The sequence below is a fragment of the Acidisoma sibiricum genome (genome assembly GCF_057837225.1).
Genome location: NZ_CM174445.1, coordinates 1,647,318 through 1,665,849, shown reverse-complemented (window position 1 = coordinate 1,665,849; position 18,532 = coordinate 1,647,318). Strand labels below are relative to the sequence as shown.

18 protein-coding genes are annotated in these 18,532 nt (G+C 63.0%); 5 read left to right on the top strand and 13 right to left on the bottom strand.

The window, feature by feature from the left end; all coding sequences use genetic code 11:
- Positions 1-4: 4 nt before the first annotated feature.
- The 4 genes from AC3G7M_RS08035 to AC3G7M_RS08020 form a co-directional block, all read right to left on the bottom strand.
- Positions 5-895, bottom strand: a complete 891-nt coding sequence (locus tag AC3G7M_RS08035) for a F0F1 ATP synthase subunit gamma (protein ID WP_489215455.1) — start codon at positions 893-895, stop codon at positions 5-7.
- Between the two features lie 20 nt (positions 896-915).
- A complete protein-coding gene (atpA, locus tag AC3G7M_RS08030) occupies positions 916-2,451 on the bottom strand; it encodes a F0F1 ATP synthase subunit alpha (protein WP_489215453.1) in 1,536 nt (511 codons plus the stop codon).
- A 1-nt stretch (position 2,452) separates the two neighbouring features.
- The gene (atpH, locus tag AC3G7M_RS08025) at positions 2,453-2,938 is read right to left on the bottom strand and encodes an ATP synthase F1 subunit delta (protein WP_489215451.1); all 486 of its coding nucleotides are present in this window, start codon (positions 2,936-2,938) and stop codon (positions 2,453-2,455) included.
- A gap of 280 nt (positions 2,939-3,218) precedes the next feature.
- Entirely contained in the window at positions 3,219-5,441 is a 2,223-nt protein-coding gene (locus AC3G7M_RS08020) for a primosomal protein N' (RefSeq protein WP_489215449.1), read from the bottom strand.
- A gap of 73 nt (positions 5,442-5,514) precedes the next feature.
- On the opposite strand from AC3G7M_RS08020, the gene AC3G7M_RS08015 reads away from it, so the two are divergent.
- Together AC3G7M_RS08015 and AC3G7M_RS08010 are read left to right on the top strand one after the other, a co-directional pair.
- Complete coding sequence (locus tag AC3G7M_RS08015; RefSeq protein WP_489215447.1) at positions 5,515-6,426, top strand: tyrosine recombinase XerC; 912 nt, start codon at positions 5,515-5,517, stop codon at positions 6,424-6,426.
- 48 nt (positions 6,427-6,474) lie between these two features.
- The gene (locus tag AC3G7M_RS08010) at positions 6,475-7,413 is read left to right on the top strand and encodes a bifunctional riboflavin kinase/FAD synthetase (RefSeq protein WP_489215446.1); all 939 of its coding nucleotides are present in this window, start codon (positions 6,475-6,477) and stop codon (positions 7,411-7,413) included.
- Between the two features lie 8 nt (positions 7,414-7,421).
- Here AC3G7M_RS08010 and AC3G7M_RS08005 read toward each other — a convergent pair whose 3' ends face one another.
- From AC3G7M_RS08005 to AC3G7M_RS07995, 3 genes are read right to left on the bottom strand one after another with little or no spacing between them, the layout of a single operon-like run.
- Positions 7,422-8,081 carry a class I SAM-dependent methyltransferase gene (locus AC3G7M_RS08005; RefSeq protein ID WP_489215444.1) on the bottom strand — a complete coding sequence of 220 codons (660 nt, stop codon included), beginning with the start codon at positions 8,079-8,081 and terminating at the stop codon, positions 7,422-7,424.
- Positions 8,082-8,126: 45 nt separating this feature from the next.
- Positions 8,127-9,473: a glycosyltransferase family 9 protein gene (locus AC3G7M_RS08000; RefSeq protein ID WP_489215442.1), complete on the bottom strand. Its 1,347-nt coding sequence runs from the start codon at positions 9,471-9,473 to the stop codon at positions 8,127-8,129.
- Positions 9,474-9,509: 36 nt separating this feature from the next.
- On the bottom strand, positions 9,510-10,982 hold the full coding sequence (locus tag AC3G7M_RS07995) for an AMP nucleosidase (protein ID WP_489215440.1): 1,473 nt from the start codon (positions 10,980-10,982) through the stop codon (positions 9,510-9,512).
- 183 nt (positions 10,983-11,165) lie between these two features.
- Between AC3G7M_RS07995 and AC3G7M_RS07990 the strand changes: the two genes are divergently transcribed.
- On the top strand, positions 11,166-11,915 hold the full coding sequence (locus AC3G7M_RS07990; RefSeq protein ID WP_489215439.1) for a DUF4410 domain-containing protein: 750 nt from the start codon (positions 11,166-11,168) through the stop codon (positions 11,913-11,915).
- 54 nt (positions 11,916-11,969) lie between these two features.
- Positions 11,970-13,388 carry a cardiolipin synthase gene (gene cls, locus AC3G7M_RS07985; protein WP_489215437.1) on the top strand — a complete coding sequence of 473 codons (1,419 nt, stop codon included), beginning with the start codon at positions 11,970-11,972 and terminating at the stop codon, positions 13,386-13,388.
- Between the two features lie 109 nt (positions 13,389-13,497).
- Here cls and AC3G7M_RS07980 read toward each other — a convergent pair whose 3' ends face one another.
- From AC3G7M_RS07980 to uraD, 6 genes are all read right to left on the bottom strand, one after another.
- Entirely contained in the window at positions 13,498-14,019 is a 522-nt protein-coding gene (locus AC3G7M_RS07980; protein WP_489215435.1) for a F0F1 ATP synthase subunit B, read from the bottom strand.
- A 15-nt stretch (positions 14,020-14,034) separates the two neighbouring features.
- Positions 14,035-14,628, bottom strand: coding sequence for a F0F1 ATP synthase subunit B (locus AC3G7M_RS07975; protein WP_489215433.1), 594 nt, complete (start codon positions 14,626-14,628; stop codon positions 14,035-14,037).
- Between the two features lie 23 nt (positions 14,629-14,651).
- Positions 14,652-14,885: an ATP synthase subunit C family protein gene (locus AC3G7M_RS07970; protein ID WP_325354058.1), complete on the bottom strand. Its 234-nt coding sequence runs from the start codon at positions 14,883-14,885 to the stop codon at positions 14,652-14,654.
- A gap of 27 nt (positions 14,886-14,912) precedes the next feature.
- Positions 14,913-15,665, bottom strand: a complete 753-nt coding sequence (locus AC3G7M_RS07965; protein ID WP_489215431.1) for a F0F1 ATP synthase subunit A — start codon at positions 15,663-15,665, stop codon at positions 14,913-14,915.
- 21 nt (positions 15,666-15,686) lie between these two features.
- A complete protein-coding gene (locus AC3G7M_RS07960) occupies positions 15,687-15,992 on the bottom strand; it encodes an AtpZ/AtpI family protein (RefSeq protein ID WP_489215429.1) in 306 nt (101 codons plus the stop codon).
- 261 nt (positions 15,993-16,253) lie between these two features.
- Positions 16,254-17,144 (bottom strand): 2-oxo-4-hydroxy-4-carboxy-5-ureidoimidazoline decarboxylase, encoded by an 891-nt coding sequence (gene uraD, locus AC3G7M_RS07955; protein ID WP_489215427.1) that lies wholly within the window; start codon positions 17,142-17,144, stop codon positions 16,254-16,256.
- A gap of 237 nt (positions 17,145-17,381) precedes the next feature.
- On the opposite strand from uraD, the gene AC3G7M_RS07950 reads away from it, so the two are divergent.
- Complete coding sequence (locus tag AC3G7M_RS07950; protein WP_489215425.1) at positions 17,382-18,485, top strand: sugar ABC transporter substrate-binding protein; 1,104 nt, start codon at positions 17,382-17,384, stop codon at positions 18,483-18,485.
- Positions 18,486-18,532: the final 47 nt, after the last annotated feature.

The following is an 18,532-nucleotide window of genomic DNA, read 5'->3' as shown; positions in this document are numbered from 1 at the left end:
CTGCTTAAACGGCTTCCGCGCCGGAGATGATTTCGACGAGTTCAGACGTGATGTTCGCCTGGCGCGCGCGGTTGTATTTCAAGGTCAGACGCTTGATCATGTCGCCCGCATTCCGGGTGGCGCCATCCATCGCGGTCATCTGCGCCGCGAAGAAGCCGGCCTCGTTATCAAGCATGGCGCGGAAGATCTGGATGCTGAGGGCCCGCGGTAGCAGGCGCGCCAGGATCTCGTCCTCTTCCGGCTCAAATTCATAGGAGGCCCGATCTGCATCCTGCGGCGTGACGTCAGTCTTCTCTGCCATCATCGGGACCAGGCGCAGTTCGGTCGGGACCTGGGACATCACACCACTGAAATGGCTATAGACCATGGTCACGACATCGACCTCACCCCGCGCCAGCATCTCCTGGATCACGGTGGAGACCAGCTCGGCATCGCCGAATTCCGGGCGCTTACGGCCACCCGGCATCGGGTTGTCGATCATCTGGCCAGCGAATTCGCGGCGCAGATAGTCACGCCCCTTACGGCCGATGGCGAGGATCTTGACCTGCTTACCCTCACTCAGCAGACGCCGGACGAGGTTGCGCGCCAAGCGCGCGGAGTTGACGTTAAACCCGCCCGCAAGACCGCGGTCGCCGGTGACCGTCACGACAAGCTGCTTCTGGTCGCGACCGGTACCTGCCAGAAGTGCGGGCGCGCTACCCGCCGGCTGATCCGCCATACTGGCGGCCAGCGCACGGAGCATACGCTCCATGCGGTCGGCATAGGGCTGCGCCGCCTCCGCCTGCGCCTGGGCGCGGCGAAGCTTCGACGCCGCGACCATTTTCATGGCGCTGGTGATCTTCTGCGTCGATTTGACGCTGTTGATCCGGTTACGAAGTGGCTTCAGGCTCGGCATGATCTATGTTTTCCGCCGCCTCAGGCCACGAATTCGTCGACAAGCTTCTTGATGAACGCCGTCAGCTGCTCCTCGACATCCTTCTTGATCTCACGATTGGCGCGGATCGAGTCGAGGATGCCAGGCTCACGGCTTTTCAGATCGTTCACGAAGCGACGCTCGAAATCGACGATCTGGTTCACCGGCACGCGGTCCAGCAGGCCACGCACACCACCGAAAATCACAACCACCTGCTCTTCCACCGCGAGCGGGTGGAACTGCGGCTGCTTCAGAAGCTCGGTCAGACGCGCGCCACGGGCCAGCAGCTGCTGTGTCGAGGGGTCGAGGTCGGAGGCGAACTGGCTGAAAGCCTGCATTTCGCGGAACTGGGCAAGGTCGAGCTTAATTTTGCCCGCAACCTGTTTCATCGCCTTGATCTGCGCGGCGGACCCAACGCGGGAGACGCTGATGCCGACGTTCACGGCCGGGCGGATGCCTTTGAAGAAAAGCTCCGTCTCCAGGAAGATCTGGCCGTCCGTGATCGAGATCACGTTGGTCGGAATATAGGCCGAAACGTCACCCGCCTGGGTTTCGATCACCGGCAGCGCCGTCAGGCTGCCGGCGCCCATGGCGTCGGACATCTTGGCGGCACGTTCCAGAAGGCGGGAATGCAGGTAGAAGACGTCGCCCGGAAAGGCTTCGCGGCCCGGCGGGCGGCGCAGCAGCAGCGACATCTGACGGTACGCCACCGCCTGCTTGGACAGATCGTCATAGGCGATCAGCGCATGCATGCCGTTATCGCGGAAATACTCGCCCATGGCGCAGGCGGTATAGGGCGCGAGGAACTGCATCGGCGCCGGGTCGGACGCGGTCGCGGCGACGACGATGGAATATTCCATCGCGCCGTATTCTTCGAGTGTGCGCACGAGCTGGGCGACGGTCGAGCGCTTCTGGCCGATGGCCACATAGATGCAATAGAGCTTGCGGCTCTCATCGTCACCCGCGTTGGCCGCCTTCTGGTTGAGGAAGGTGTCAATGATGACAGCGGTCTTGCCGGTCTGACGGTCACCGATGATCAGCTCGCGCTGGCCACGGCCGATCGGGATCAGAGCGTCGATCGCCTTGATGCCGGTCTGCATCGGCTCATGCACGGACTTTCGCGGAATGATGCCCGGGGCCTTCACTTCGGCCAGACGACGCTCGGTGGTGCCCAGCGGGCCCTTGCCATCGATCGGGTTGCCGAGACCATCGACCACGCGGCCAAGGAGCTGCTCGCCGACGGGCACGTCCACGATGTCGCCGGTGCGGACAACGGTATCGCCTTCACGAATGCGGCTATCGTCACCGAAGATGACAACGCCGACGCTGTCGGCGGCGAGGTTCAGCGCCATGCCTTTGAGGCCGGCGCCGGGAAACTCGACCAGTTCACCAGCCATGACGTTCTGCAGCCCAAAAATCTGGGCAATGCCGTCACCGACGCTCAATACCTGACCGGTCTCGGTCACATTGGCATCGGAGTCGAAGCTGGCGATCTGCTTCTTCAGGATCTCCGAGATCTCTGCCGGGCGGATCTCCATATCAGGCTGCTCCCTTCATGGCGTATTGCAGTCGCTGGAGGCGCGACTTGAGGCTGGTGTCGTAAAGACGGGCGCCGAGCTTGACGATCAGACCGCCGAGGATGGACGGATCGACCTTCTCCTGGATCTGAACACGGCCGTAGCCGAGTTCCGTCAGGCGCGCACGCAATTGGGTGGATTGCAGATCGGTCAGCGGATGGGCGGACACCACATCCGCGCGGACGAGGCCGCGCTTTTTGTCCACCAAGGCCGCAAAGGCGGTGACGATCGTACGCAGGAAAAACAACCGCCGATTGTGGGAAATGACCCCCGCAAAGTCCTGCACAATGCTGCCGAAGCCCTGAGCTTGCAGCACAGCACGGACAGCTTTGGTGCCTTCAACGACATCGACCAGGGGATTGGCGAGAAAAGCGCGAAAATCAGCGCTTTCGTCGATCAGCCTGCCCAGCGCGTCCATCTCCTCGATGACGCGATCAAGCCAACCCATCCCCTCAGCATAGTCATAAAGCGCGGTTGCATAGCGACCGCCAAGGATCTGATTCGAAGATTGAGTGCCGGCGCCCGAGGCCACGTGTCCTACCCGTCATCTGTTGTCGAGACGTCCCCGCGACGTTTGTCCGAGAAACGGTTCCCGAGACGCCTACGCACAATGTCATCGATGGGGCGGAACTATCATAGGGGTTTGAGCGAAGCAACGGAGGTTGGGGACCTTTCCGTCAAGGATTGCGTCGCAGCGCCGTTATTTTTCGCGGGCCTTGCCCACAGTTTCAAAGGAAGCTGACTGGATCGACATCGACATCAACACGGACATTTCGCGAAATCACAACGTCCGACAGCCATTTTTTTAGGATCGGCTGCACCGCGATATCCTTCCGCGTGCGGAGCAGCAAGCGGCGCCGATGGCGGCCTCTCAGCATCGCGAGCGGTGCCGGTGCCGGACCCAGCACTTCGATCCCTGCAGCATGCGGCGCACAACGGCCGAGTTCGTTCGATACCCGGTCGGTCTCCACCATATCCTCCCCGGAGACAATCAGGGCCGCGAGCCGCCCGAAAGGCGGCCAGTGCCCCGGGCGGCGTCCCTCAGCCTCAGCCTCCATGAAGGCTGCGGTATTGCCGCTGATCAGAGCCTGGATGACCGGATGCTCCGGGGCGTAGCTTTGCAGGAGAACCCGCCCCGGCGCTTCGGCGCGGCCGGCGCGGCCGGCGACCTGATGCAGAAGCTGCAAAGTCCGCTCGCCGGCGCGCAAATCTCCGCCGGCGAGGCCGAGATCAGCATCGACCACCCCGACCAGGGTCAGATGCGGGAAATGCCAGCCTTTGGCGACGATCTGCGTGCCGATGATCAAATCGATGGCCCGATCCGTGATCTGCTGGGCAGCGCGCGCCGCGCCATCCGGCCCCCCGATCGTGTCGCTGGCCATGACCAGCCGGCGGGCATCGGGAAAAAGGAGTGCGATCTCCTCCGTCACGCGTTCCACACCCGGTCCGACGGGCGTCAGGCTGTCGGTCGCGTCGCAGGCGGGGCAGGTCTGGGGCATCACTTCGGAATAGCCGCAGTGGTGGCATTGCAGGATGCGGCGCTGGCGATGCTCGACCAGCCAGGCCGTGCAATGCGGGCAGGCGAAGCGATGGCCGCAATGCCGGCAGAGGGTCAACGGCGCATAGCCGCGACGATTGAGGAAGAGCATCGCCTGCTCCCCCCGCTCCAGCGTATCGGTGATCGCCTGGATCAAGGGCGGGGCGAGGAAGCGCCCCCGTTCGGGCGGCGTCGCGCGCAGGTCGATCGCCACGACCTCCGGCAGGCTCGCACCACCATGACGGGACTCGAGCGACAGACGCCGGTAACGTCCGGCCTCGACATTGGCCAGCGTCTCCAGGCTTGGCGTAGCGGAGACGAGGGCGATGGGCACGGCTTCGATCCGCGCCCGCACCACCGCCATGTCACGGGCGTGGTAGATGACGCCTTCTTCTTGTTTGAAGGCCGATTCGTGCTCTTCATCGACGATGATGAGGCCGAGATCGGCGAAAGGCAGAAATAGCGCCGAGCGGGCGCCGACAACGACCAGCGCCTGACCCTCGGCCACCGCACGCCAGGTGCGCCGCCGCGTGACCGGGGAAAGATCGGAATGCCAGACGGCGGGCGGCACGCCGAAACGGCGGGCGAAACGCTCCAGCCACTGCGCCGAGAGCGCGATTTCCGGCAATAGAATCAGGCTTTGGCGGCCCAGGCGGATGGCCTCGGCCACCGCCTCCAGATAGGTTTCCGTCTTGCCGGAACCGGTGACGCCATCCAGCAAGGTGACCGAGAACACCCGCGCGGTGACGCTCTGGGCCAAGGCCGACGCGGCCTCCTGCTGTTGGCCGGACAGGATTGCCGCACCGGGATGAGCCGGATCGGGCAGAGCAAAAGCCGGTGCCTTGACGCCCTCGATCGCCGTCAGCCAGCCGCGCTCGGCCATGCCACGAATGACGGCCGCACCGACCCCGGCGTCCCGCACCAGATCGGGCAGGCTCTGCTGCTCGCGACGTGCCAGAATGTCCAGTACCCGCTTCCGCGCGGGCGTGAGCTGCGTGCCATCGGGCAGGTTCGGCCCCGTGCTCCAGAGCGTGACAGTCCGGTCGGGCAAGGGTGCCAGAAGCGGCGCCCGTATCGCCATGGCCAGAACCTCGCCGGGCGCGGAGAGGGTGTAGCTGGCGACCCAGTCGATGAAACGGCGGAGTGCGGGGGCCAATTGCGGCAGTCCGGGTACGGCGGCGGCGCGTTTCAGGCGGGACAGCGGAAAACCGGGATCGGGCTCACTATCCCAGACCACGCCATGCAGCGTGCGGCCATGGACGGGGGCCAGAACGATTGTACCCGGCTCGGCGTCTTCGCCCTCCGGCAGCCGGTAATCCAGCGGACGACCAAGCGGCAGGGGCAACAGAACGGAGACGCGCCGTGCGCCCGGTCGCCCCGCCCCGCCGTCCAGATCCAGCTCGATACCATCCATGCTTCGCCCCTCGCACAGCTGGGGCAGGACCGCTAGAGGATAAGCCACGACGGAGCAGACGATCGGGCACGCGATGCTGGCAGAAAACCTCCGACAGGAATGGCTTGTCTGGCTGGGCTCCGAGCGCCGGTCGGCGGCCCTTACGCTTGAGACCTATGGCCGCGACATGGCGAGCTTCCTGGGCTTCCTCACCCGGCATCTGGGCGGCGAGCCGGATCTTGCGGCACTTGCAGCGCTGACAGGGGCCGATTTCCGCGCCTGGCTGGCGGAAGAGGCGGCGGCAGCGCGCGGTAACGCCACGCGGGCCAAGAAATTGTCAGCGGTCCGATCCTTTCTACGCTTCGTCGAACGCGAGAAAGGGGTCGCCAATGCCGCGATCGGCCTGGTCGCGACGCCCCGCGCCAAGAAGCCGCTGCCCCGCGCCTTGACGGTTTTGGATGCGCAAAGCGTCGCCCGAGAGATCGGCGAGGTCTCCGACACCGCCGCCATGCAGGCGCGGGATACCGCCTTGTTCACGCTGCTTTATGGCTGCGGATTGCGGATTTCAGAAGCGTTGAGCCTGAACCGGTCCGACGCCCCCGTACCGGGCAGCGACGCGCCTTTGCGGGTCACCGGCAAAGGCGGTAAGACCCGAATCGTGCCCGTGCTGGGGATTGTCCGAGAGATGACCGCGCGGTGGCTGGCCCTGCATTGGCAAATGGTGCCCGATGCGCCGCTCTTCCTGGGGGCGCGTGGCAAGCGGATGGACCCTGCCATCGCCCAAAAGGCGCTGCGGGATTTCCGACGGCTGAACGGACTGCCCGAACATGCCACACCGCACGCCCTGCGGCATTCCTTTGCCACCCACCTCCTGGCCCAGGGCGCCGATCTGCGGTCCATCCAGGAATTGTTGGGACATGCCAGCCTCTCCACCACCCAACGCTACACGGCCGTCGATACGGCGCAGCTGATGGCGACCTGGCGCCGCGCCCATCCGCGCGCCTGAATCCCCTTCCCGCTTGACAGCACCCCCCGGCTTGGCATCTCGACCCTTATGAGCATTCAGATCATTGACGCCGATAGTCCGATCCCACGTGAAGCCCGCGGGGCGACGGTCGCCTTGGGCAATTTCGATGGGGTTCATCTGGGACATGCCGCCGTCCTACGGACCGCTCATGCGGCGCGCCCCGGCGCGCCCTTGGGCGTTGTGACCTTCGAGCCGCATCCCCGCGAATTCTTCCGACCCGGCGACCCGCCGTTCCGCCTGACCTTGCTCACGGAAAAAGGCGCCGCGCTGGAAGCGCTGCATGTCCAATTCCTGTTCGTGCAGCGCTTCGACCATGCCTTCAGCCAGCAGCCGGCCGAGCATTTCGTGAACCACATCCTGCATGAGCGGATTGGGGCGAGCCATCTCGTCTGCGGGCCCGATTTCGCCTTTGGCCATCGCCGCGGCGGCAATGTGCCCTTCCTGACGGCGCGCGCGGAAACGCTGGGTATCGGGCTCTCGGCGGCGCAGATCCTGAGCGATGCCGAAGGGCCGATTTCTTCCACCCGCATTCGGCGCCTGCTGCAGGACGGCTATCCTGAGCGGGCGAATACACTGCTCGGCCGTGCCTGGACCATCCGTGCCGTAGTGGCGCACGGCGACAAGCGTGGCCGGACCATCGGCTTTCCGACGGCCAATCTGCCGCTCGGCCGCCATCTGGAACCCGCCCGCGGCGTTTATGCCGTGACAGTCTGCCTGCCCGACGGCAAGACGCGCCGGGGCGTCGCCAATATCGGCCTGCGCCCGACGGTCGCCGATGGCATGGAGAGCCGTCTTGAGGTCAATATCTTCGACTTCGACGGGGATCTCTATGGGCAAGAGATCGGGATCGCGCTGCACAGCTATCTGCGGGCGGAGCAGAAATTCGCGAGCTTCGACGCGCTCCGGCAGCAGATTGTAACGGATGCTGCCGAAGCGGAGCGGCTTCTTCTGAGCCGAAACCTGTAGGCGGGCGATCAGGCTTTACTGAACTGTAGCGCTAGAGGGTACCAAAGCCGCACCTCGCCCTGAAAGGCGTCCACCGCGTTGAGCGGTGAGGCCGCGATGTCTTGCAGGAAATAGCGCGTCAGCGGCGAAACAACGGTGGAGAGCGTGGCGGTGGTCAGCTGGTTGTCCATGAGCTTGCTTTTCTCATGAAACTCAAGCGTGCAGACGAAGCGCTCGCCGTGAAATGCCGTCTCAACCGCTTTGAAAATACCCAATTGCTGCTCTGCGGAGGCGTGTTCGAGCACCGAAACGCAGGAGATATGGGTCGGGCGATGGGCCTGCAGGACCTCTGTCAGGGTCGCGAAATCCGCCAATCCGAGAATAAGCGTGACATTGGCCGGAACCTGGGGCGCATCGCCGAAATTCGTATCCAGCACGATAACCCTGACATCGCAGGCGGCCAGAAGACGCGGAAAGAAGCTCAGCCCGGTCGCCGGTGAACCACCGCCGATATCAAGAACCACCGCCCCTTCGTACAATTCCAGATACTCAATAGCCTGGAAATACTCCCACCATCTTTGGCTGATTTTGCCACCACCATAGACCCGACCATCCCATTCGGCGGGATAGTCGGCAGATCCAAATCTTTCCCACAGCAATTTTTTGAGCTTGTTCGTCAGAGACGCCATCGACCGCTCTCGTCCTTCGCCAGCATTTTGTCTGTCAGGCTACGACTAGGATGAAGCCCTATTCAGGCAAAGCGCGTGCAATTGCTCTGCGACCCGCTGCAGTACCGGGGCCCATTCCAGCAGCCGGCCCTGGTTGAAAATCGTCATTGTGGGATACCAGGGGGAGCGCTGCGCCTTTGAGCCCCAGCGCCACTCCCCCGTCGCGCGGTTCAACAGCCAGACAGGTTTGCCCAAAGCGCCGGCCAGATGGGCGAGCGAGGTATCAACGCTGATGACAAGATCAAGATCACGCACGACATGCGCCGTATCGAGATAATCAAACGATGCCAGCAAAGGGGCCGCGACATCGTATTGCTGCAGAAGGGCGCGTTCCTCGGGCGTGTGATCGCCATGCTGAAGGCTGACCCAGCGCAGCTGCGGCAGCGATTTGAACAGAGGCTCCCAAAGTTGAAGTGCGGTTGACCGGATGAAATCGCTGGCGAGGTGAGGCTGACCGCGCCAGACGATGCCGACCTTTGGCAGGTCCGCAGCGCGCCCCGGTTTTTCGACGCCGATATGCAGATAGGGACCTTCACTACCCAAATTGCTGCCATTGGCTTTGAAGCGGAACGGCATGCTGCCGAAGGCGATGACGCAATCGGCGAGGCCAGCCTCGCCCAGGCGATCGATCACGACCCGATCGCCGCCTGGCAGGGCTTGGAGAGACCGAGCAAACAAGCGTTTCAGCCCAGGCCTGACGTCAAGAATGACGCGGTGAGGTCCAAGCGCCAGAATTTTATTAACAAATCGAAAATTTTGGATCTGATCGCCATGTCCGTCCTCACCGAGGATCGCAATCACCTTGCCCGCCAAACTCTCACCCTGCCATTCAGGAATACCCGGCGGCGAAGGCTTCAGATAACCATTGGCAGTCGGCTGGGTGTACCGCTTTTCGTAGACACCCCAGCCTTCCTCCCAATGACCGAATTGAACCAGCGCCAAACCCAGGCAGAAAGCGCTGTATCGGTCATCCGGGTTAAGTTCGACGCTACGGCGCAAATGCCCGATGGCCAGCGGCTCCAGTCCAAGCGCCTGCATCGCTTGGCCGAAGTGGCGATGAGCCAGCGCATTATCCGGGGCGACGGCGATACAGCGATAGCTCCACTGCGCCTGGGCCGCCGGCGTCGACCATTGCGTATTTCTCGCATAAAATTCCGACATCGTAAGCAAGACAGCCGGGTTCGCAGGGGCCAGCGTGACCGCCCTATCAAGCACGGCCTCTGCTTCATTCAGCCGGCGGGCGTCACAGAGTGACTTCGCCGTCTCAAGCAAAAGATCAATGTCAGCCTCTGCGTCGGCGGGCGCCAAGGGAACAGAGACGGCTGCGGTGAACTGAGCCTGTGCCTGATCCATTGCAATCTTCTCACCGGCGATCAGCGGGTTGAGCGCTTACCGAAAAACGGGTTCGTCAAAGGCTCGCAGTTTGCGCGAGTGCAGAGAATGAAGCTGGCCGCGTAGAAGATCAACGGTTTCAAGCCCGATGGCGAGATGCTCCCCCACCGCGCGCTGGTAGAAGGCCGAGGCGGCGCCTGGAAGCTTGATCTCCCCATGCAGGGGCTTGTCCGACACACAGAGAAGAGTACCGTAGGGCACGCGGAGCCGGTAACCTTGGGCCGCGAGCGTGCCGCTTTCCATATCCACCGCAATCGCACGGCTGAGATTGATGCGCAGGCGTTCCTGCGACCAGCGCAGTTCCCAATTGCGATCGTCATAGGTCACGACCGTGCCCGTCCGCAGCCGCCGCTTCAAAGCGTCGCCCCGATCGCCCGTGACGCGCGCCGCCGCTTCCTGAAGCGCCAACTGCACTTCCGCCAGGGCCGGAACCGGCACTTCCGGGGGAAGCAGATCATCGAGAATCCGGTCCCGGCGCAGGTAGCCATGCGCGAGGACATAATCGCCGATTACCTGACTGTGCCGAAGACCGCCGCAATGGCCGATCATCAGCCAGCAATTGGGTCGCAGCACCGCCAAGTGGTCTGTGATGTTCTTTGCGTTGGACGGGCCTACGCCGATATTGACGATCGTCGTGCCGCCCTGCCCGTCACTACGCGCCAGACTATAGGCGGGCATCTGGAAGCTTTGCCAGGGCGCACGCGCGACGATGGCGGCAGCCTCCTCGGCAGTCGTTTCACGTGTGACCGTCGCCCCGCCGGGCAGGTGCAGCGCGACATAGGGTGAGCCGGGCCGCGCCAGCTCCTCTAATCCGTAGCGGATGAAGCCATCGACATAGCGCTGGTAATTGGTGAGAAGAATCCAGGGCTGCAGGGTGCTCCAGTGGGTGCCCGTATAGTGCTGCAAGCGCTTGAGCGAAAAATCCGTGCGGACGGCATCGAACAGCGCCAGCGGGCGGGGCTTGTCTGGATCGAAGATCCACAACCCGTCCGCCACCTCGTCACCCACTGTCGAAAGACGCGGCGTGGGGAAGATGCGGGCGAGTTCCGCCACCTGAACGCCGCCATGGGCGAATTCATCGCCACCTTCGGTCACGTACGGATAGGGAATCTCCAGATCGCTGATGCTAACGGAGAGGCTGGCGCCGAATTCCGCGACCAGCGGCTCCAGCTGCTCCAGCAGATAGGAGCGGAAGAAGGTTGGCTGCGTGATGGTGGTCGAGTAGACGCCCGGGTTTTGCAACTTGGCCCAGGCGCGGCTGGTGTAGCGAATGGCCCCCGTGGGACGCCAGGTGACGTCCAGCCGGGGATAGCGGAAATGCCGCCGCTCTGCGGCGGTCGGCGCCACGCCGGTTCTGACGTAGCGCAGCAAAGCGTCCCGCAGGCTGGAACAAGCGTGGTTATAGGCAAATTCCAGGCGAGCGACGGCCTGCTCGGGCGTCAGTTCCTGCATCGAGGTTACATCATCCATCACCAAAGCCTCCCCCGAACGGATCTCATCATAGGGCGTTAGCGGGTCTTGGGCCGCCATGCCACCCCAGGCCGGTCACGCAGCCCAGGATTGTCTGCGACGATAGAACCAGAAATGCGCATCGACGCGCGCCCACGCTCATGATCTGGTGCCGCGCACTGATATAGAAACGAGGGTCTCGTGATGAAACGCGCTTACGGCTACCCGCAGCGCCTTTACCGGGCGGGGCTTTGGCCGCTCGCCGCTGTGGGACTGCTTACCCTCGCCGGGTGCGCGACCCACGTGCAGAATACCGGCCATTACGCAGCACCGGCCGGCTATGCGGCGGCGATGCGACCCCAGATCGTGCTGGTCTATCCCTTTGCTGTCGACCCTGCTGAGGTTCGGCTTGCATCCGGCGTCCTCGCGAAGCTCAGTTCAAACGGCGAAGATCCAGACACCAAACGGGCCGAGATCGCCAGAGGTGTCCAGGACGAGATTACCAACACGCTGGTCGATGCCTTCTCCCGCATGGGGCTGCCCAGCCGGGCCGCCTATCCGGGTGAGGCACCGCCCCCCGGCGCCATTGTCATCCAGGGGCAGATCCTCAAGATCAATGCCGGCAATGCGGCGCGACGCGCCGTGATCGGCTTCGGCGCCGGGCAAAGCCAGGTAACAGCCAATATCGGCGTTCTGCGTGTGCTGCCGGGTGGCCGTCTGCGGCCTCTGGAGAGCTATCATGCGGAGGCCACCAGCGGCCGGACGCCGGGCCTCGCTTTGGGCGCCGCGGGGGCTGCCGCCGGACATGTGGCGATCGCGGCCGCGGGGGCAGCCGCGGGAACGGTCAAGCGCAGCCATACCGGTCTGGACCAGGAAGCTGAGAATCTGGGCAAGGAAGTCGCCTCAGACGTCGGACAGTTTTTTGCCTCAGAAGGGTGGATTGCGCCGAATTGAGGCCATCTGCAGACAGACCGGGGCATGTGGATGTAAGCGACCATGGATGAGTGGATGGAGTTTCTGACGCGGGTCAAACCCCATGTCGAGCTCTCGATTGGATTTGTGATTGCGGTCGCGGTGACGGTTCATGTCTTGCTGACCAAGCGGGATACGGCAGCTGCCGCGGCCTGGATCGGCCTGGCCTGGTTCTCGCCCTTTTTTGGCGGTGCGACCTATTTCGTGCTCGGCATCAACCGGGTACGGCGGCGCGCTATCCGGCTGCGCGCACCCTCCGGCGCACGCGTGCGCCGCCATCGGACCCAGGGCGACGCATCGAACGAGGACCATCGTCTGGCACCTCTACAACTCGGCATCGGGCGGATTACCGGCCGGCCGATTGAAAACGGCAATCAGGTCGATATCCTCCATGACGGCGATGAAGCCTATCCGGCGATGCTTGCGGCCATTGCAGCGGCGCACCATAGCATCGGCCTTTCTTCCTATATTTTTCGCGCCGATGGCATCGGCCACCGTTTCATCGCGGCCTTGGCGGAAGCGCAGAAACGTGGCGTCGCTGTAAGGGTGATCGTCGATGGTATCGGCAGCGGCTGGCTGCTCTCACCCGCCTATCGCGCCCTTCGCCGTGCCGGGATTCCGGCCGGGCGCTTCATGCATTCCTCGATGCCCTGGCGCATGTCCTTCCTCAACCTGCGCTCTCACAAGAAGATCCTGGTAGTCGACGGGCAGATTGGCTTCACCGGTGGCGTCAATGTCGCCGACCAGAACCTGCTCGCCCAAAATCCGCCCGAACCCATTCAGGACACGCATTTCCGGCTGGAAGGTCCGATTGTCGCGCAGCTTACCTATGCCTTCGTGCGGGACTGGGCCTTCGTCGCCCATGAGGAGCTGGAGGGTGACGCCTGGTATCCAGAACTTCGTCGCCACGGCGAAACTGTTGCCCGCGTGGTGACCGCGGGGCCGGACGAAGACCTGGAAAAGATCGAACAGGCCGTTCTGCAGGCGATCGCCTGCAGCCGCCGCAGCATTGCGGTCATGACACCGTATTTCCTGCCGGATCAGCGCATTATCACGGCGCTCGGCCTTGCCGCTATGCGCGGCGTCGCCGTCGATATCGTCGTTCCGCAGAAGGGGGTCCATCGCCTGCTGGACTGGGCCATGCGCGCCAATGTCGGCCCTCTGCTGGAAAACGGCGTCCGTATCTGGCGCTGCGCACCGCCCTTCCGCCATTCCAAGCTGATGGTGATCGAAGACGAATGGGCGCTGATCGGCAGCAGCAATTGGGATATGCGAAGCTTTCGCTTGAATTTCGAGCTGTGCGTCGAGGCTTATGACAAAACCTTGGCGACGACGCTGGGACAGGTGATGCGGGACAACCACTGTCACGCCCTGACGCTCGACGAACTGCGCGCCCGCTCCTTCCTGATCAAGATGCGTGACGCGGGCGCGAGGCTGCTGCTGCCCTATCTGTGAAGGTTCCGGCATCAGAGCCGGACAGATGATTTCGGGTTTGACCGACGAAATGTAAAAGGCCGCCCGGTTTCCCGTGCGGCCTTTTTTACTGGAATAGGGGTGCTGGCGATCAGGCCGCGCGGCGCGAGAAGGCCACTGGCACGTCCGCGATGGCGTGATCGACGAGCGCCGCGTCCTGCGCGGAGGAGAGACCGGTGCGCAGCGCGTCGACCGTCGCCGCGATGGCCACTTCGATCGCCGTATTACGCACTTCGGCGACCGCAGAGGCCTGCGCGGCTTCAATCCGCTCATGCACCATACGCTCGCGCGCCTTGGCACGCTGTTCGGCCTCAGCCGTCAGCTCTGCCGCCGTACGGGCGGCCTCCTCCTTGGCGCGTTCCAGGATGTCCTTCGCTTCGGCGATAGCTTCCGCACGCTTTTTGCGGGCATCGGCCAGGAGCGCTTCCGCTTCCACCTTGAGGCGAGAGGCTTCCTCGAGCGACTGACGCACTGTCACCGCCCGCTGGTCGAGCGCACCCAGCACGGGCACCAGGATTTTGCGGCCGAACAGAATGGCGAAGATGACGACAGCGATGAAGACCCAGAAAGTCCCGTGGGACCAAGGGATCGACATCAGGGATTCGTATTGCATCCTGCGATTTCCTGGTTAGGCGAGCCCGCGGGCGGCGAGCGCATCCTGAATGCCCTGGTTGAGTTTGCCCTCATCCAGAGCCTGCCCCGTCAGCCGCGCCATGAGCAGCGCCGCCGTCTCGCTTGCGATCGGGCGGATAGCCGTCATGGCCTGGGTGCGGGCCGCCGCTATCTCAGCCTCAGCCTTTTGCAGCTGGACATCGAGCTTGGCGGAAAGCTCGGCCGCCTGCGCGGCCGCTGCGGCTTTCGCTGCTTCGGTGGCCCGGGCGACTTCAGCATTGGCCTCGTCACGGGCAGATTTGATGGCCGCATGCAATTCGGCCACCGCGGCATCCGCCTCGACCTTCGCGGCATGAGCCGCATCCAGATCGCGCTGGATGCGCTGGCTGCGGTCCGCGAGAACCGCGCCGACACCAGGAAGCGCCCAGCGCGACAGGATCAGGTAGAGGACGACCAGGATGATAAGCAGCCACACCACCTGACTGCCGTTCAGCGGATTGCTGAAATCCATCTGGGGCATGTTCGACGCCGCATGTGCGACGCCGGCCTGGGCAAGAAGCCCAAGCGCTACTCCGCTTGTAAGCGAAGTCGTGGTGAAAAGGCGGCTCATGGTCGGTTTCGACGTCCGTCGTATCAGGTGAAGAGGATGACGAGAGCGATAACCAGCGCGTAGAGCGCGACCGCTTCCGTCAGCGCGAAGCCCAGCAGAACGTCGCGGAACATCCGGTCACGCGCAGCCGGGTTACGGCCGACGGCGGAAACGAAGCTGCCGAAGAGATTGCCGATACCGACACCGGCACCCGCAACGCCGATGGTGGCCAAGCCCGCGCCGATGTCCTTGGCGAGAAGCGGAGCAGTGATATCCATAATCCTTTGTCCTTTCAGGATTTTAGTTCAGTGCATATGCACGGCGTCGTGCAGATACAAACAGGTCAGAATGGCGAACACGTAAGCCTGCAGGCACGCCACCAGCAATTCGAGGGCTATGAGCGCGATATTCAGCCCAAGCGGGATGATGGAGGCAACGACGCCAAACACACCCAGGCTCGCCGTCAGCAGGATCATGAAACCCGCAAATACTTCCAGCATCACATGGCCCGCGGTCATATTCGCGAAAAGTCGAACCGACAGGGACACGGGACGAGAGAGGTAGGAGATGATCTCGATCGGCACCAGCATGGGCAGCATCCAGCCTGGCACGCCCGCCGGCACGAAGAACTTCAGAAACCGGAAACCGTGAATGTAGAAGCCGACGGCCGTCGAGAACAGAAATACGAAGAGCGCCATGCTGAGCGTCACGACGATGCCGCTCGTATAGGCGAAGAAATAGGGAAACAGCCCGAGCAGATTGCCGAGCAGGATGAAGATGAACAGCGTGAACACGAGCGGAAAAAATTTCCGACCCTCTTCGCCGATCGTATCGACGCACATCCCGTGAACGAACTCATAGAGCGTCTCAACCAGGGACTGCATGCGGCCGGGAACCAGCGCGCGCGTGCGCAGCGTGATGCCGAAGGCAACGACGATGAGGCCGACCGACAGCAGCATCATCTCGTTGGAATTGGTAAAATTGACAGCGTGCCCGATCGGCCCAAGGCCGGTGGTCAGCCTGAATTGGCCAAGCGCGTCAATCGAAGGACCAGCCATGAACGTTTCCCAGTAGCAAGACTAGCTGTTGCTTCCCGGACCCATGGCCCGAAAAACGTTACGTAACCCCGCCGCCGCGCCGATCGGCACGAAGGCGATCATAATCCACGGTCGCGTATGGAAAAGTCGGTCGAGACCCCAACCGATCACCACAGCGATAACGAGCGCCGACACCATTTCAACCCCGAGACGCATGGCGATCCGTATCGCGTTAACATCGGTTGCTTTCTCAGGCGGTCCTGTGCGGACCGGCCGATCGAGCCCCGCGCTGTCACGCGCTTTCGCCAGACGCTCCTCGAAAGAATTTCTTTCGTGGTCGTCGCTCATTCCCTGCCCCCAAACCATCACTGGGCCCGTGCAAACACTTGCCGCCCCGGGGCAACCGTCTGCTACCGACCCCCCCCTGTGGTGTCAAGAAAGCAACGGCCCATTAACGCGTGTTCTTTTTATTCTTTTACGGCAGGGCTTGGAAATGGCTGCTACCCGCCAGCCCCGATTGCCGCTTTTAGTGGCTGGCTCTGGAGCACGAGACCCCAATTGGTGCCAGCAGCCGCGACCGTACCGACATCACCTCGCCGTCCCGGCCCCTTATCCGCCCCGATAGGTGGAATAGCCGAAGGGCGAGAGAATCAGCGGGATATGATAATGCCCGCCCGCGCTCTGCATGCGGAAGCGGAGGGCGATCCTGTCATAAAAACTGTCCCGCCCGAGAGCGGCCTGGTAGGCGCCAGCCTCGAATATCAGTTCATAGAGGCCCGGGCTGAGCATAGCCGGCTGGTCGAACGACCAGCGGCCACCCTCATTCGTCACGGCATCGGCAAGCGGTATCCGGGCTTCATCCGCCGCGATACAGGTAAGGGTGAAGGCAAGACCTGCTCCGGCAGTCCCAGCAGCCGTATCCAGTACATGAAGGCTGAGGCTGAGCGGTCGCCCGACAGGCTCATCCTCCGCGATCAGGCCATCGAGACGGAAGCCCGCGATCTTGACGACCTCGGCAAGCGCCCGATCACGCTCTGCCTCTGGCGGCGAGTCGAACCGCTGTCGCAAGGTGGCAAGGATCGCCAGACGATCACGCTGACCGCGCACGGCAATGATGAAAGGGTAGCCGAACCGTTCCAGATAGGCCTGATTGAGCTGCGCGAAAGCCTCCTCCTCCTCACCCTGCATCCGGTCGAGGCCAAGACCGGCCTGTTCGGCCTTGGAATGCTCGGTCACCTCCCCGCGTTTGGCGGCTTGGCCGCCAAGAACCGGGTGCGCTTGCAGCAAGGCGAGTTTTTGCGCGGGCTCGGACCCCGCCAATGCGTCCGCCATTGACTGCAAAAGAGCCTGCTTAGAGGCAAAAGGACGCCGCATCACCACGGCCGCCGGTATCCAGGGTGTTTTCTCGAAGACGCCGGAAAAATAGTCGCAAAAAGCGACATTCGGCATCCGATTGACCTCGAACATCCGAATCTTTGCCTCGGCCGGCCCCTTCATCATTTGTCCTCTTTCTATACTTTTGTCGAAATAGCTTGAAGTTCTTAAATTTCGGCTCGAACCGGTCTAATAGACCCTTCGCCATAGGTCTGACCATTGACACTACAAAAGCGCATGTTCCACATAGGCGGGCGCGCATCTGCACGGTGCGAGTGTGCCGCGGACCAAGCCACGACACCACAATAACGATGAACGGACGCCTGGGGTCAGCTTCAGGCGATCTTGTTTGGGGAGCCTTCCATGAGTGAAGAACAGGACCGCCCTGCGGTTACGTCCAACGACATCTCCGCCCCTTCAACCGCCGCCCTCCGGCGCCGCGGCCTGCTGACCGGCGCCACCGCCGGCGCGGCCGCCACGATGCTGGCCGGCCTTGCCTCCAAGGCGAGTGCGGCCTCCTCTGCCTTCCCAGAGCATCCGCGCTGGAAATTCGTCTTTATCAATCATGTCACGACGAACCCCTTCTTCGTGCCGACGCAATACGGCATCGCTGACGCCTGCAAGCTGCTCGGCTGCAGCTATCAGTGGACCGGCTCCGAGACGAGCGACGCCGCGCAGATGGTGAATTCCTTCAATGCCGCGATCGCTTCCAAGGCCGACGGCATCGCCTGCTGCCTCGTCGACCCCAAGGCCTTCGACCAGCCGACCGAGCGCGCCCTCGAGGCCGGCATCCCGGTCTTCGCCTATAATGCGGACGTTCCCCTCGGCAGCCCCAACAAGCGCCTCGCCTATATCGGCCAGGATTTGTACAAGGCCGGCTACCAGATGGGCCTGCGCATTGCCGACGAAGTGGCGTCCGGCCATGTCGCGCTCTTCATCGCGACGCCCGGCCAGCTCAACATCCAGCCGCGCTTCGATGGCGCCAAGGATGCCATCGCCAAATCCGGCAAGCCGATCACGGTCGACGAAGTGGCCAGCGGCCCGACGCTGAACGAGGAAATCGCTAAGGTGCAGGCCTATTACCTGGGGCACCAGGACGTAAAGGGCATGTATGCGGTTGATGGCGGCACCACCATGGGCGTGACCGCGGCCATGAAGCAGTACAACCTGCCGGCCAAGGGCATCCATGGCGGCGGTTTCGATCTGCTGCCCAAGACGCTCGAAAATATCAAAGAAGGCTTCGGCGATTTCACCATCGATCAGCAGCCCTATCTGCAGGGCTTCTACACGGTGCTGGAGATGTTCCTGTTCAAGGCCTCGGGCGGCCTTGTCGGTCCGGCCGATATCAATACCGGCCTGAAATTCGTGACGAAGGAGACGGTCGATCCGTACCTCGCCACGAAGACCCGCTATGAAGGCAATTCCGGCGCGCCGCAGATCGTGCCGTCCAAAGGCTCCATCGGCTAAACAGACTTGTTCCATGGCGGGTGCCCTTGGGGCACCCGCCATTTTCG